10 protein-coding genes and 1 pseudogene are annotated in these 14,162 nt (G+C 65.1%); 6 read left to right on the top strand and 5 right to left on the bottom strand.

From position 1 onward, the window contains the following. Positions 1–51: 51 nt before the first annotated feature. Entirely contained in the window at positions 52–1,302 is a 1,251-nt protein-coding gene (locus tag ACYCO6_RS30545) for a polyhydroxyalkanoate depolymerase (protein ID WP_459766384.1), read from the bottom strand. Between the two features lie 1,003 nt (positions 1,303–2,305). On the opposite strand from ACYCO6_RS30545, the gene ACYCO6_RS30540 reads away from it, so the two are divergent. From ACYCO6_RS30540 to ACYCO6_RS30530, 3 genes are all read left to right on the top strand, one after another. Then, complete coding sequence (locus ACYCO6_RS30540) at positions 2,306–4,210, top strand: adenylate/guanylate cyclase domain-containing protein (protein ID WP_459766382.1); 1,905 nt, start codon at positions 2,306–2,308, stop codon at positions 4,208–4,210. A gap of 137 nt (positions 4,211–4,347) precedes the next feature. Beyond that, positions 4,348–5,334 carry a phosphatase PAP2 family protein gene (locus ACYCO6_RS30535; RefSeq protein WP_459766380.1) on the top strand — a complete coding sequence of 329 codons (987 nt, stop codon included), beginning with the start codon at positions 4,348–4,350 and terminating at the stop codon, positions 5,332–5,334. Between the two features lie 21 nt (positions 5,335–5,355). Beyond that, complete coding sequence (locus tag ACYCO6_RS30530; protein ID WP_459766378.1) at positions 5,356–7,368, top strand: S8/S53 family peptidase; 2,013 nt, start codon at positions 5,356–5,358, stop codon at positions 7,366–7,368. A gap of 515 nt (positions 7,369–7,883) precedes the next feature. Here ACYCO6_RS30530 and ACYCO6_RS30525 read toward each other — a convergent pair. After that, positions 7,884–8,600 carry a Crp/Fnr family transcriptional regulator gene (locus ACYCO6_RS30525; RefSeq protein WP_459766376.1) on the bottom strand — a complete coding sequence of 239 codons (717 nt, stop codon included), beginning with the start codon at positions 8,598–8,600 and terminating at the stop codon, positions 7,884–7,886. Positions 8,601–9,301: 701 nt separating this feature from the next. Between ACYCO6_RS30525 and ACYCO6_RS30520 the strand changes: the two genes are divergently transcribed. Further along, the gene (locus ACYCO6_RS30520) at positions 9,302–9,958 is read left to right on the top strand and encodes a helix-turn-helix transcriptional regulator (protein ID WP_459766374.1); all 657 of its coding nucleotides are present in this window, start codon (positions 9,302–9,304) and stop codon (positions 9,956–9,958) included. Between the two features lie 877 nt (positions 9,959–10,835). Here ACYCO6_RS30520 and ACYCO6_RS30515 read toward each other — a convergent pair. Next, complete coding sequence (locus ACYCO6_RS30515) at positions 10,836–11,141, bottom strand: hypothetical protein (protein WP_459766372.1); 306 nt, start codon at positions 11,139–11,141, stop codon at positions 10,836–10,838. A gap of 189 nt (positions 11,142–11,330) precedes the next feature. On the opposite strand from ACYCO6_RS30515, the gene ACYCO6_RS30510 reads away from it, so the two are divergent. Continuing rightward, positions 11,331–11,789 (top strand): DUF1476 domain-containing protein, encoded by a 459-nt coding sequence (locus ACYCO6_RS30510; protein WP_459766370.1) that lies wholly within the window; start codon positions 11,331–11,333, stop codon positions 11,787–11,789. A gap of 238 nt (positions 11,790–12,027) precedes the next feature. Here ACYCO6_RS30510 and ACYCO6_RS30505 read toward each other — a convergent pair whose 3' ends face one another. Continuing rightward, positions 12,028–12,588: a hypothetical protein gene (locus ACYCO6_RS30505; RefSeq protein WP_459766368.1), complete on the bottom strand. Its 561-nt coding sequence runs from the start codon at positions 12,586–12,588 to the stop codon at positions 12,028–12,030. 80 nt (positions 12,589–12,668) lie between these two features. Here ACYCO6_RS30505 and ACYCO6_RS30500 point away from each other — a divergent pair. Beyond that, positions 12,669–12,958, top strand: a pseudogene (locus tag ACYCO6_RS30500) (Ros/MucR family transcriptional regulator); the annotation flags it as partial. A 713-nt stretch (positions 12,959–13,671) separates the two neighbouring features. On the opposite strand, the gene ACYCO6_RS30495 reads toward ACYCO6_RS30500, so the two are convergent. Beyond that, positions 13,672–14,130 (bottom strand): cyclic nucleotide-binding domain-containing protein, encoded by a 459-nt coding sequence (locus ACYCO6_RS30495; protein WP_459766366.1) that lies wholly within the window; start codon positions 14,128–14,130, stop codon positions 13,672–13,674. Between the last annotated feature and the right edge of the window lie 32 nt (positions 14,131–14,162).

Below are 14,162 nucleotides of genomic sequence, written 5' to 3'. Positions count from 1 at the left end.
CGAGGAGCAGCCTCGCGACGTGCAAGCCTGCTGTCAGAGGGCAGAGTACCGCTAGGCTGTCCCGATCAGGTTCACCCACGCGCGCGGCTGCAATTTTGACGGCGGTGCAGCCATTGCTGTCTCGGCCTGCGCCTCCATGAAGGCGACGATCTTCGGCACGATCTCGGCGCGGAAACGCGAGCCATTGAAGACGCCGTAGTGACCCGCCCCGATCTGAAGGTGGTAAGCCTTCCTGTCGGCCGGCAGATTGGGCGTCAGGTCGAGTGCGGCTCGGGTCTGGCCGAGACCGGTGATGTCGTCCTTCTCGCCCTCGATGGCCATCAGCGCACAGCGCCGGATCGCGCTGAGGTCCACGGGCCTGTCTCGGTGGCGCATCTCACCTCGGGGCAAGCGGTGCTCGATGAACACCGTCTCGACCGTCTGGAGGTAGTACTCGGCCGCAAGGTCCATCACGGCCAGGTACTCGTCGTAGAACTCCCGGTGCTTGGCGGCCGAGTCGCCGTCGCCCTGGACGAGGTGGTTGAACATGTCCCAGTGCGCCGTCTGGTGCCGGTCGAGGTTCATGCTGATGAAGCCGGCCAACTGGAGGAAGCCTGGATAGACCTCACGGCCGTGCCCCTGATGGGTCCACGGAACCGAGTGGATGCAGTGGCGCTCGAACCACGCGATGCTTCGCTCCTGCGGCAGCCTGTTCACCGCCGTGGGCGACCGGCGCGTGTCGATAGGACCGCCGACCAGCACGGCCGAGCGGGGGACCAGCGGGTGATCCTCGGCTTCCATGCGGGCGATGGCGGCCAGCACCGGCACGGAGGGCTGGCACACGGCCATCACGTGCAGGTCCGGTCCGAGCGCCTCGAACATCGCCATGCAGTAGTCGATGTAATCGTCAAGGTCGAAGCGTCCCGCCGAGAGCGGCACCTTCTTGGCGTCGGCCCAGTCGGTGATGAGCACCTGATGCGTGTCGAGGAAGGCCGCCACCGTGCCACGGAGCAGGGTCGCGTAATGGCCCGAGAGCGGGGCGACCAGCAGCAGCTTCGGCTTGGTGGAGGGCTCACCGAAGGCGATCACCCGGCAGAACGGGCGCTCCCAGACCACGCGTTCGGCGGCGGGCAGGTTGAAGGCCGGCTTGGGATAACAGCGCGTGGCGCGCTCGAACAACTCACAGGACGCGGCGACGGCCCGGCTGTTGGGCGCGTAGGAGAGCGGACTGAACGGGTTCTCGCAGGCGGTTCTGGCCATCTCTGCCGCCACCCGCATGGGCGAGAGCATCTGGTCGTAGGCATCACGCATCAGGTACAACATAGAGATGTATCCTCTGAAGCCTCACAACCGTTCGGCTCTGAATGGCTAACGTATTGGCATTATGCTGCGGTTCCCGAATCGAGATGGACCATATTGCCTCAGTCTGTGGCATAATAATGCTCTGCCTCGTACTGATTCGATAGGCATCTCTCGGCTGAAAGCCGCCCGACGATCAGGTTTGGTGCGCGGCGGCAGCGCGAGTCCGGAAGGAATCCTTAGCCGATGCCTCGGCCCGGCGGCCAATTGTCGGCCGGCCTGCTGCCAGTAGCGAACCGAGCAGCGAACGAGTTGTTCAGCACGGGGCAACAGCGGTCTACGGGCGCGGCTCTGCGGGAACAGTGGAGGACATCGCTGAATATCACTCCAAGTTTTGGGATGCCCAGCGCGCGACGCGAAGGGATCGCAAAGAGGATCGAGCCAGCGTGTCGGGCCTTCGGCTTCATCCGTGCCGCGCGTCAGACGGTTGCGACCTCTCAGGGCTCGGTTCAAGCGGCCGACACGGGCCTGCAGAAGGTCGCATCTCACAGCATCCAGGCTTCCAAGAGCGGAAGGCCGCGCGCTCTGCCACCCACAGAAACCGATCGCCGGATTCGCGCAGGGTCATTTCGGATGGAGGGGGGCGCCCAGTCGTCGCAGCCGCGACCGTTGCCGCTCGGTGGACGCTTCGAGGACTCTCGAGCCGTCATCGGCACAATGCGCGGCCAAGACCAGACTGGGTCGTGCGCCAAGCCGAACTGTCTTTGTTCAGGTCTGTCGGTTCGAGTAAAGAGGTGGGTGGCTAAAGCGATATCGGTGGCCTCATTCTGGATTCGTCGCAAATACGAGTTTATCTATGAAGACCCGGCCTCGTCGATGCGGATGCGTCTGAGTGCGCGCGGTACACAGGAATTCGTCTGCTCTGCATAAAAAGGTAAACCAATCGGGGCGGCTTCGGTAGCGCGCGATGTTGCGGCGCGAATATGGTATCTACAGGAGATAATGAATCTTCCGGCGCTGATTCGAGGTGAATGAGGGCTTGGCCATTTTACGTGATGAGCCGTGCAACCTTCCCGAGCGCCTGGGCTCGCAGTCCGCGGGCTTGGGACTCGTGCGCGAGGAGGTCGTCATCCTGCTGGTCGATCTCGTCGAGTCGGTGCGCCTCATGCGGCAGCATGAATACGAAACGATTCGTCGGTGGACCGACTTCGTTGGAATCGTCGTACGGGATGTATTGCCTCGCCATCGCGGCGTGCTCGTCAAAAGCCTGGGCGACGGGCTTCTGGCGCGGTTCGAGACTGTATCCGATGCTGCGGCCGCCGCGCACGACATGCATCGGGCGGCGGCTCAGCAGAACGTCGGGTTTCCGGAGGATCAGCACTTTCATCTCCGCGCCGGCCTGAACGCGACGGCGGCGTGGAGCGACGGCAGGGACGTGTACGGCACGGGCGTTAACTTGGCGGCGCGGCTGGCAACGCTGGCTGGCCCGGGCGAGACGGTTGCCGGCACTTCGGCATACGAGAAGGTCGCCGCCGCGCTTGCCCAGCTGGGCAGGCCCGGGGAAACCATCGGAAACGCTGCGGCCCGGGATGAGCTGACGCACGGGGTGGATGCGTCCTGTGAGGATCTCGGTGACTGCTTCCTCAAGCATTTCGATCAACCGGTCCGCGCCTACCGGCTCGGGCCGGCCGGCCCGCGACCGAGTATGATCGGTCGGCACGATTACGAAACGGCGATGGCACCGGCGATCGCCGTCATTCCCTTCCAGGCGCGCAGCAAGTCGGCCGAGTATTTTGATGTCGGAAACCTGATTGCCGACGGCGTCATCTGGCGCTTGTCGAAAGCCGCAAATCTCAAGGTCATCTCGCGACTTTCCACGTCGGTCTTTCGCGATCGGCCCGATGATGCGGGGCGGGTCTCGGCCTGCCTCGCGGCCACCTATGTCCTCAGCGGGAGTTATGTCGCAGATCGCGGTCGCGTGCTGGTCACGGCAGAGCTGTCCAAAGGTCGCAGCAACCAGGTGCTCTGGGCAGACCGGTTCAGTGGAAGCGTCGACGATCTCCTCCAAGCGGACAGCGAGCTCGCGGCTCGGATCGTCCAGGCCGCCCACGTCTCGATCTTCGAGACCGAAGTCGAGCAAATCCGGACCCAGCCCCTGCCGAGCCTGGAAAGTTATTCCCTGCTCCTCGGCAGCAATATCCTGATGCACCGCTCAAACAAGCAGGACTTCCTTCAGACTCGCCGACTCCTCGATGAGCTTATCAGCCGCCACAACCGCATGGCCGCACCGCATGCCCTCCTCGGCAACTGGTTCGTCCTGCGCGTCACCCGCGGTTGGTCCGAAGATCGCGCTCAGGAAGTAGCCGAAGCCTTGCGGGCCACGCGCGCGGCGCTCGACCGAGATCCATCGGACGCCCTCGCCCTCGCAACGGAAGGCTTCGTCTACTGTCATCTGCTGAAGGACTTGGATGTCGCACAGGCCCGGTGCGAACAAGCCATCACCATGAACGCGAGCCATGCCTTGGGGTGGCTCTACCGCGGGACTGTCCAGGCCTTCCTGGGTAAGGGCGAAGCGGCGGTGGACTCGACACGGCGCGCGCTGGAACTCTCCCCGCTTGATCCCCTGCGCTACTACTTCGAGTCTCTGGGCGCGACGGCAGAGCTGTCGGCGCAGCGATATGAGAACGCCGAGCGACTCGCGCGCTCATCGTTGATGCTCAACCGCATGCATTCCTCGACATGGCGCGTCCTCACGATCGCGCTCGTGAACCAAGGCCGGATGAACGAGGCGCGCGAGGCCCTTCAGAACATTCGTCAGCTCGAGCCGGCGTTGACCGTGGATGGTTATCTCGCGCGGATGCCTAACGCGAACCTCGACACGGGCCGAGAGTGGGCACGGTGCTTGGCATCGGCAGGATTACCGTCGGGGTGACGACCCGACCTGCGGGAGGGGCAGGAATGGCACAGTTGGGCGGAGCGGGTGGTGCCGGAGGGGCTGGCGGCGCAGGCGGGGCCGGGGGGGCTGGCGGCGCAGGCGGGGCCGGCGGAGTGGGGGGGGCCGGCGGGGCAGTGCTCGGCACCCTGGCCGATGCTTACGCCAATCCGGTCATGGTGGATGCGCTGATCCTTGAGCGCGAAGGGATCACGACGACCGACCCCACGCTGCACGCACCCAACCTGCCCGCGATCGACGCGCCGAAGCAGCTTGAACGCTGGGAGCCCTGGGTGCGCGCCTACATCGCGATCGGAGATCTGCTGCAGGGTATCACGTTTCGGGACACGCCGTCCGGCTTCAAAGTCTCAAGCGGCTCTGATCTGATCGCCCACGTCGATCGGCCGCAAAAATCCACTTTCGAGGCGCAGATTCCACTGGTCCTGAGCTGGTCTGAACTGCGCAACGAGCGTGCCACCGAAATCATGGCGCAGATTGATCCTCAATACGCCTTCTGGTCGTCGATCGTCTACATGCATCCCGATCGCACCAGGCGCACATTCGAGCTCCTGAACATCACCTTGCAGTTCTGCGTGTACGTTGAGATGCGGCTCAAGCAAGCCCTGGCCTGTTGGCGCCCAGTTGAGTACAGCGCCCAGGTGCAGCCGATGATCACGACACCGGGGCACGGAAGCTTCCCGAGCGGGCATGCGACGCAGGCTTACGCGGTCGTCCACGTTCTCAAGGCGCTGCTTGGCCTCAAGCCGAAACACGTGGCGGTCGTCGAGCAACTCGACCGCCAAGCCGCGCGCATCGCCACGAACAGGGTGATCGCCGGTGTCCACTTCCCAGTCGACAACATGGCCGGACGGATGCTGGGCACTGCGCTCGGCGAATACATCATCGGGCGTTGCACCGGAAAGCCGCCCTTTCCCGGCCGCAGGTTCATCGCGTCGGCGATCGACGGCGCTCCGAAGACCGACTTCAACCCGTTCAACGCGGCCCAGGCCTCGCTCGGGGCTCCCTTCTACGCACACGCGGCGGGTGGGCCGATCCCGCCGTCTCCCCTGATGAAACATATCTGGGCGAAGGCCTGTGACGAATGGGTCGGACGCTATCCGTGAGCGGAACGGGAGGCTGCGGCGATGCCCGAAGACAAGTCCGATCCCAAGTCCCATATTCCGAATTGCTTCGGACCCTACCTTCGCTTCGCGATCGCCACGGGCTTTCGCAACTTCAAGAAGTTTGACGAGAAGAAACAGAAACTGTTTCTTCTCGTCGTCTTCAAGCGATCAGACTCAGCATCCGCCTTCGTCGACGCGATGCAGCGCCAAGCCTCCGTCGAGGTCGATCTCGGACCGGATAGCGAGCAGCGCCGCTACGCAACCCTCTTCACGACTACGCACGGGGTGACGCGGCATGAGACCGTCGCGGTCTGGGACGCCTACGTAGAGCAGGTTGAGCTGTCGCTCCCGATCGAGCCTGTGTCCCCGAGACCGCGCCCGCATCTGATGCAGCTTCGCCATCACAGCCTCCACCACGCGCCGCCCCCCGGCCCGGTCCTCATCGGCTTGCTCGACGACGGCTGCCCGTTCGCGGCGGCACAATTCCTGAACGGCTCAAACAGTACGCGCGTGCGGAGCATCTGGGATCAGAACCTGGGCAGGTCGCCGATCCCCGTCACGGACAGCCAGGGCGTCGTGCGCCAATTCGGCGCGACTCCGGCGGACTTTCTCTACGGCCTGGAATTCCGACGGGCCCCCCTCCCACAATCCTCGCCGATCCAACTCGATCTCGACGCCTGGATCGCGCTGCATGCGGCCGCCGGCAGCATCGACGAGGATGGCTGTTACGCTGAGGCCGGCTTCAGACGGCTTCAGGCGCGCCAGTCGCACGGCGCGCACGTGATGGATGTCCTGGCCGGGCATGTGCCAATCGCGTCGCGTGTCGGTCCTACGGGACCCGGCGACGACAGCCGGGATCCGCCGAGCTGGCAGGTCGGGACCGATCCGGCTTCGAGCGCGGACCTGGTCTTTGTTCAGTTCTCCGAAGATTGCATCCGGGACGCGACCGGCGTGTGGCTGAAGGCCTATGTCTTCGACGGCATCCGGTATGTGCTGTCCTTCGCGGACCCGCAGCACACGCAGCATATCATCATCAACGTCAGCTACGGAATCACGACGGGGCCTCATAATGGCACGTCCGAACTTGAGAAAGCGCTGGCCGCCTTCGTGACGGAATACAACGGCACGCCCGGCAAGCCGAAGCTTGAGATCGTTGTCCCGGTGGGCAACAGCTATCTGAGCGACAGCCATGTCCTCCACGTCGGCGCATCCGGTGGAGATGACAGCGTCGCGTGGGTCTGGCGCCTGCCACCGGACAATCCGGTCTTGTGCTTCGCCGAGATCTGGATGGCGGCCGGCCCCGCGAGCGGCGTCACCGTCACGCTGACGTCTCCGAGCGGCGCGACCGCCTCTTCGGCCGTCGCCGTGCCGCCGAATGCGCCGTTCCAGGTCTCCTCACCGATCGTTCAGGGCACGGATACGCTCTGGCTGCTCGCGGTTCAGGCGACACGCGACGAGGCGGAACATGGTGACTGGCGGATCGGCATATCGGGCATCCCCGAAGGCGCCGAGGTTCATGCCTATGTCGCACGCAGCGACCCGAATATGGGCGTCCGCACGGGCGCCAAGCGATCGTATTTCGTAGACGACGCGTGGATAGCCGCCCGGTCCGCCGAGGCTGGCCTGACCTATGCGGACGGCGCGTTCGACGACGCCGGGTCACTGATCTTCCGCCGGGGCACCCTCAACGGCATCGCCACCGTGGACGACAGCAACGTGCACGTGGCCGGCGGTTACATCCTCGCGAATGGACGCAGGTCGCCGTACTCGTCAGCGGGACCCGCACGCACAGGCCCGCTCGCGCTTCGCGCGGGCCCCGACGTCCTGCTGCCGACGGACGGCACATTCGCGCTCAAGGGATTGCGGGCCGGCGGCAACAGGAGCGGCAGCGTGTTCCGCCTGATCGGCACCAGCACGGCGGCGCCGCAGCTCGCCCGTCATCTCGCGAACCCACCGCTTCCGCCGGCGACTCAGGTGCCGACCTCGCCGGGCGAGGTCGCCAAGCGGGGCGGTGGGAATCTGGGGCCGGCGTGACCGCGCGTCGAGTGGGAATGCGGGCCGATCCGCGCCTCGGCAGGGTCGGATTCGGCGCCCCGTTCGGCAGTCCTCCACGGCGCTTCAGGAAGCGACCTCTGTCCCGAGCCGGCGCCCCAGGAGGGTTGCCTGCCTCCGCGGCCGAACTGCCGATCGCCATCACCAGTGCCGACGCGGCACGTCACTCGCCTTCAAGCCGACGTCCTCGAGCTCGCGCTCCGTGAAATGGACTAGGCAGCGACGGCTCCTCACGATCCGCTGCCGTGTCTCAAGGAGCTTCGCAAGGAAGCGCAACATCGATGGCCTCCACAGCCCGTGTCCGATCACCCTATCGGATCGCGAAGAACGCGGATGTGAGGCGCCTCACGCTGAACTGTTTCGGTACTCGCCGGAACTCGATCCTCCCGAGATGAAGTTTGTTTCAGTCCAGGAAGACGGACCTGGGCGCCGGACCAGTCCGGTCGCCGTGAGAGACGGAAGCGCCCGGGTGACGAGGAGGATCGCGGGGGAGGCGATCAGCTCCCGACCGCCCCGTCACCCGACGCGATCTTCTCCAGGGCTTCACGGTCGCAGATCGTGCAGGCTCCCGGGGCCAGGGCAATGTAACCCTTGCGCTGCCAGACCGAGAGATGCCGGTTGGTGCCTTCGCGGGAGAGGCCGACCATATGGCCGAGCTCGCGTTGCGTCGTCAGCACGCGGACGTGGTTGCGCTCCGTGTGGCCGACCAGCGTGAGCAGCGTTTTAGCCAGACGCTGCTCGGCGCAGACGAAGGCGTGATCTGACAATTGCTGGCTCGTGCGCCGCAACCGCCCGCTCAGGATCGCCAGGAGCCTCACGGCCAGAATGGGAAAATCGTTGAGGATGGGAAAGAGGTCGCGCCGCTCCAGCAGCAGGAGGCCGCAATAGGTTGCCGCGATCGCGTCAGCCGTGCGTGGTCCGTCATCAAGCAGGGCGATCTCCCCGAAGACTTCATTCGGGCCAATCAGGTTCATCACGAGTTCGGACCGGCCGTCGGGACAGCTCGTGGAAATCCGGACATAGCCGCTGACGACGGCAAACAGTCCATGGCTCTCGTCGCCCCGGCGGAAGATGCGCCGGCCACAGTTGAACGTGAGGGGCTGAGCGCGCACGCTGAGGCGCTCGATGACGGTTTGCGGCGCATCCCGGAACAGCTCGTGCCGCGACAGCGCGGCCCGCTTGTCGAAGACCGAACCGGCTTTGTCGGACGGCACTTGATAAGCTCCCGCCTAGCCCCGGAAGTCGGGCGGGCTGTGCGCGGCTCCGGCCGGCAGCCCGGAGCACGCCGCCGGAACAGATGACGTCGGCCAGCGGTCTCGTTTCAGGGCGCCCATGCTCGACCGCCTCCACTGCGTGCCGACCGGGCGTGACGGCTCTCAGAGGTCGCCGGGCGGCGGAAACACAGTATCGCTATGCGTCAACATGGAACAAGGCTGCCCTTCGGAATCCGGCAAATACCCTGGTGGCCGATCCTGCCTGAGGAAGACAGGTGCCGGCGGCCACCGCGACGGCGACGCGGCCGGACAGGCGCCTGGGTCAAGCGGCTCAGACCATCGGATTGCCGGCCGACACCGGTGGCACGCGGTCACGGATGAGCGGAGATGGAACTTTGACACGGTCGAGGAGCGGGGACGTTGCAGCCAGCTGCAGCGACGCCGTGTCGGCCTCAAGCGCTCCCCTCAATCGCGCGAGGGTGACGAAGGTCACACCTGATCGGAGAAGAACATCGTACGCTGGAGGCTCTCCAAAGGTCGTTCGACGCGAACCTGACGCGAGGCCGCACATGGAAGCCGCTGCAGACCAAGCGTCCTTGAGGCCGGGCAGTCCGACGATCAGCCCTCACGAGCCGAGCCGTGCCGCGCTCTGCCGGATCGGCCCCGCCGACGGACACCAACGCTCACTATACCCGACACTCGTGGACGCCGCGCTCAAAGCCTTCGTCGAGCATCTCGAGCAGGGGGTGGTGGCCGTCGACAGATTCGGTCGCGCGCTCTTCCTCAACCGCGAGGCTCAAGCCATCGTGCGCGGTGTTCACCTGCGTCTTGTCAACGGCCGCCTGCGCGCCTGCGCGCCGAGCGGCAGCGTGGCGCTTCGCAAGTTGATCGCCGATTGCGCGGCCAATGCCTGCGGGGGCTCGCTTCGGCTCGTGAGTGAGGAGGCTACGCTGCTGATCGCGGCGAGCGCGGTTCCAGCGATGACCTCCACGGACAGCGATCCCATCGTGCTTCTGCGCCTGATCGATCCGGCCACCGTCCGACCTCCGGTGAAAGAGGCGCTGCAGGTTCAGTTCGGCCTCACGCCGACCGAAGCTGCGTTCGCGCTTGAGATGCTGGCCGGGAACGATCTCGCGGCAAGCGCGGCCCGTCGCGGCATCACGCTGAACACGGCGCGGGTTCACCTGCGCCGCATCTTCGAGAAGACGGGAACGCGCCGCCAAGCCGCTTTGATGCGTCTCCTCCTGCTCTGCCCCAAGCCGATTGTGGAAGAGGGCACGTCGGCCGCACACAGCGACGCGAAGGTGGTACGTCGGGTGAATCGTGAGCGGGCGTGGCGCCGCAACGCGGCGGCTTGAACCTCGGCGTTGCTCGAACGGTCGCGCGCGGCGGTGACGCGATGAACCCCATCGTGATCGAGCCGATTGAGCAGCGCCGTCTCGCGAGGATCGACGATCCAGTCTCTCCGATGTCCAAGGGTGAGCCTCATGGAGCAGGTCTCCATCAGCTCAGCAGTCGATGCGGAGCTGAGACCGACAATGGCACCCTCCACGCTCTTCGGAACGCCACTGATCGAATGAGAGCATGGATCGAGCTTCTGGCGAGACAGCGCCGTGATCGAGCCGGCTAGTTCGCGACAGCTCGCCGCTGGTGTGCCGCTCTGTGCCGCGGCCGCTTCCGGTGGTTCCGGTGATGGGCCTGCGGCATCGGTGCGATCTGCGGCGCCGGTGCGACCTGCGGGGCTCCCAAAGGGATACCGTTGCGCGCCGCAACGACGCGACGCGCCTCTTCGACCGACATGCCGCAGGTCGACATTCCCTCAAGAGCGCCCAAAGCACGGTTGTACTCAGGAAGGTCAGCGCATCCGGGAACGCCGAACCCCCAGGCTGTGGCCGGCGCCGCGATGATCGCCGCCAGAGCAAGTACGGCCGCACTCCTGTTCAGCGACAAGGCCAACACTCCTCGTGATCGGTGCCCAAATCCCCGCCGGCGATAAAGGGCGCGCCCTCGGCTTCACCTCTTGCTCGGCAACCGTCATGGCGCTCTCGCGTGCCTCGGCCTCGGTAGCCTGCGGACGGTCGGATCGGCCAATCAGGTTGCGGTGCTTCCGCAGGCCCCAACCGAACTGACGTTGCGGCTTCTTCAGCGGCTCAGCGGAGACCGAGTGGGAAGCGGGCACGTCGTTCGTCAGGCCCGAGCTGTGCAGGCCCGACGTCAAGGTCGCGACCGTCGTGCTTAGTTGTGCCGGCTTGGAAGCCACCGAGACACGAACTGCAATGGTCGGGCGGCATTGGCCTCATGGTGTGCTGACGGCCCCTCATCCGGCAGCAGCGACGCAATCAGCTGCAGCAGGTCATCCCTTTCCTGGCCCCGGAACAGCACGAGGAACGATCCGAGGTCCAGCTGGACTTCCGGCTCATCTTCACTGTGGCGATGCAGCACATAGGGCTGCCCGGTTTTCAGATCTCGCGTCAGTGCGTAACGGTCACCGAGCGGTCCGACGTGAAACTCCCTGATGACCCGTGGCAATTGCTCAATCATGGCATACTCGCCGTCCACAATGAGAACTGACCAGCCCCGTACCACAGAGTGCGGGACCGAAGTTTAACATAGTACAATGGTGCGGAGCTGCGGATGCAGCGGTGACGGCCGTCCTCGGCGTGGCAGCCTGTGGGTTCGGCCTGATGCTGGTCGGGCATCTCGGTGCATGACGAAGGGATCACTACGACGATGATGCCCTCATCCCGCTCGCTGTTGGCCGCCGCTGCGCAGAGTCGCCAGTATTGCGGGGCTGCGAAATGGGCGTATGAGTACTGGCTGTCGCTCAATGAGGGCCTGGTCATGCTGAGGTCATTTGAGGAGCGCGAGCGCGCGGCTGAGCTTATCTACGTTCATAGCGAAGAGATGCGGTTTGCGAACCACATCGCGGGCATCCGGGCCGTCGCTGCCTTCGCCGTTCGAATGCTGGGCCTGGATGGAATGACATCAGAGGCCTATGCCCAAGCCTTGATCGCGGCGAGGATTGAAGGGCTGAGACCTGATGCGCTTTTGGAGCGCGTCCAGGCAGATCTTGCTGCCAACGGGGTAGAGGTGTCGCTCGCGGAACTGCGAGCCGAGCTGGACCGGGCTTCTGCACAGCGCAACGCTGCAGACGGCCGAATGCCGGACCTCACGCCTGCCCGCAACTAGCGGCGACCGCGAAGGAGCAGCGGCTCGGGTTCCGTCCGCTCTCGCCATTCGACCACAACCTGAGGGCCGGCGAGAAGATCGCCGTTGAGACCCGAGCTAAGGTCCACTTCAAGCCGGGCAAGACGATGCGGGCCCAGCTCAATCGCGGAGAGGTCAGCTGCGAGCGGGAGATGAAGCGGTTGCTGCGGGCTTGCTGCCCTGGCGCCGGAGTTTCCGCAGGGCCGCTTGTACCCGAGTGTTACCCCGCATTCTCAAGTACCTTCTGCAGGCCCAGCCACAGCTTCATCTTCGCGGGCAGAGAGCCAGAGAGCTTCTTCGCCGGTTTGGCTGGACCGCGAACTGCATCCAACCGGCTCGTCGCCTCGTCCGAGCCGATTGGATCCGCCTGCCGCCCGATAGCGAGTGCGCCTTCCAGGGCCCGCAGCCCCTCATCGAACAGGGCGTCGATTGCGAAGAGGTGGGCGTCGGTTGTGAACAATCGGCTCCGACTGAGGTGTGCGTCGATGTAGCGGCCCCGTTCACGCTCCACCTCAGGCGTGTCCGCACAGGCCAGTCGCGTTACAAATGGCAGCAGGCGCTGCCGCAGCGTATCCGTCGCATTGTCGTTCAGCCGCATGGCGAGGGCGCAGATCGGGCGCGAGAAGCAGTCCGGCATGCAATCAACCGAGATGACGGACTGGTAGCGAAACTCGCATGCCACGACCGCCGCCTCATTGATGCAGGTACCTCCGTCCGGTCCCGGGAAGGGATGCGAGCCTGCGAGAAGCTTCCAGTTCAGGATGTGATCGAAGTCGCTCATGGTGGCTAACTCCGCAGCCGCCCCCGCACCGAACCTCTTCCCGTGTGGCGACATCGTCAATCACTCGGATCTTTGCGGGTGCTGCGGTTCCGGACGTCGAGGTCGAGAAGCCGAGCCCGGCCCAGATCCGCAAGTCGGTCCGGCACGACGGGATTGTGAGCTTCATCGACGGCAAGACCTCAAGACCCTCAAGCGTCACCTGAGCAGCCACGGGCTCGACCCGCGCAGCTACCGCGACCGTTACGGCCTGCCCGCCGATTACCCGATGGTGGCACCGGGCTATGCCGAGCAGCGCTCCGCCCTCGCCAAGGCCATCGGCTTGGGCCAGCCGGGTGCCATGGCCGAGCGCGAGCGGAAGAGCCGCAAGGCTGCCTCAACGGCGAGCGCCTATCGGGCTCGTCGCGCCGGACGCCCAAAGGTCTGGGCCCAGGTCAGTATGACGACGTTGTCGGCCGGGACTTGCGACAGCACCGATGCAGGTTCGGCGAGGATGCCCTGAACCGAACCTGCCCGCCTCCGGCCGGAGGTTCCGATCCGGCGGCCGACCCGATCCACAGGCCGGCGACGCCACCTCACCCGGGCTTCACGCGCCGTCTTCGGCCACCAAGAGCGAGTGTCCCGAACAGCGCGTCCTACGATAGCCATAAGCTCGCCCCCTGCCATCCACTCACCGTCCATGGCGCGAGCGATGTGGACGGCTTCTCATCGATGCTGAACGCACCTTCGCGTGCAGGATACTTCCGGTTCCCAGCCTTGGCTTTAACCAATGATGGCGGTGGCTTGCGTACGGGCCTCAAGGGAGACGGGTGGCTGGAGTTGCCCGGGGTGCACGAGCCGGGTTCGTGAGGGACGCACATCGGCCAGCGACGTCCGAAGGTCTGAACGGGAGGGGCAATGTCGCAGCTGACATTCACGCTCGCCCTCGGCCTCCCACCTCGGCCAGAGCGAAAGCGTGGATGGCCGGATCCGTGCTCATCGCAACGCGGCCCGCGACGGTGTATCCGCCTGGGCCGCCGGAGCTTCGGTCTGGCGGCCCCGCTCTCGCGACCGCGCGAATTTACGTCTTTGAGCTGCGTGCGGCGTTCAGCAGTCGGCAATTCGACTGTCGGATCGGCGGAGTCGACGGCAAATCTCGCGGTTGATGTTCTGCAATACCATGACGTACGCATAGATGTCAGCTTTGTAATACGTGTACAGGCTTCGGGCGGTCAGCTCGTACAGTACGACTGGGCTCTCTGCGACGATGGTGGCTGATCGATTCTGCACCTCAATGAGCGTCATTTCGCCGAAGAAATCGCCGGGTCCGAGACGGTTGAGACACACCTCGCGCCCCGATGTTCCTCGCTTGCTCACAGCGAGCGTTCCGGTGTGAACAACATACATCGAATGGCCCGGTTCTCCTTCCGAGATGACAGTATCTCCGGCTTCGAAGCGGCGCTCGGCCAGCATCGAGATCAGGAGATCGAGGCTCGTGTCGGAGAGACCGCCGAAGAACGGCGTCTCGACCAGGAATGCCTTCAACTCGGGTGAACTGCCAGCCATAAGCCTATTGCCCTCCTGCTTTCCGAATGCGG

The organism is Methylobacterium sp. CM6257, assembly GCF_054611515.1.
The sequence above is the reverse complement of the archived record's forward strand: the minus strand, read 5'-3'. Positions and strand labels throughout refer to the sequence as shown.

Excerpts from the sequence above, each read along its gene's own strand:
- ACYCO6_RS30545 (WP_459766384.1), bottom strand. The coding sequence starts at position 1,302 with ATGTTGTACCTGATGCGTGATGCCTACGACCAGATGCTCTCGCCCATG.
- ACYCO6_RS30530 (WP_459766378.1), top strand. The coding sequence starts at position 5,356 with ATGCCCGAAGACAAGTCCGATCCCAAGTCCCATATTCCGAATTGCTTC.
- ACYCO6_RS30515 (WP_459766372.1), bottom strand. The coding sequence starts at position 11,141 with ATGATTGAGCAATTGCCACGGGTCATCAGGGAGTTTCACGTCGGACCG.
- ACYCO6_RS30510 (WP_459766370.1), top strand. The coding sequence starts at position 11,331 with ATGATGCCCTCATCCCGCTCGCTGTTGGCCGCCGCTGCGCAGAGTCGC.
- ACYCO6_RS30505 (WP_459766368.1), bottom strand. The coding sequence starts at position 12,588 with ATGAGCGACTTCGATCACATCCTGAACTGGAAGCTTCTCGCAGGCTCG.
- ACYCO6_RS30495 (WP_459766366.1), bottom strand. The coding sequence starts at position 14,130 with ATGGCTGGCAGTTCACCCGAGTTGAAGGCATTCCTGGTCGAGACGCCG.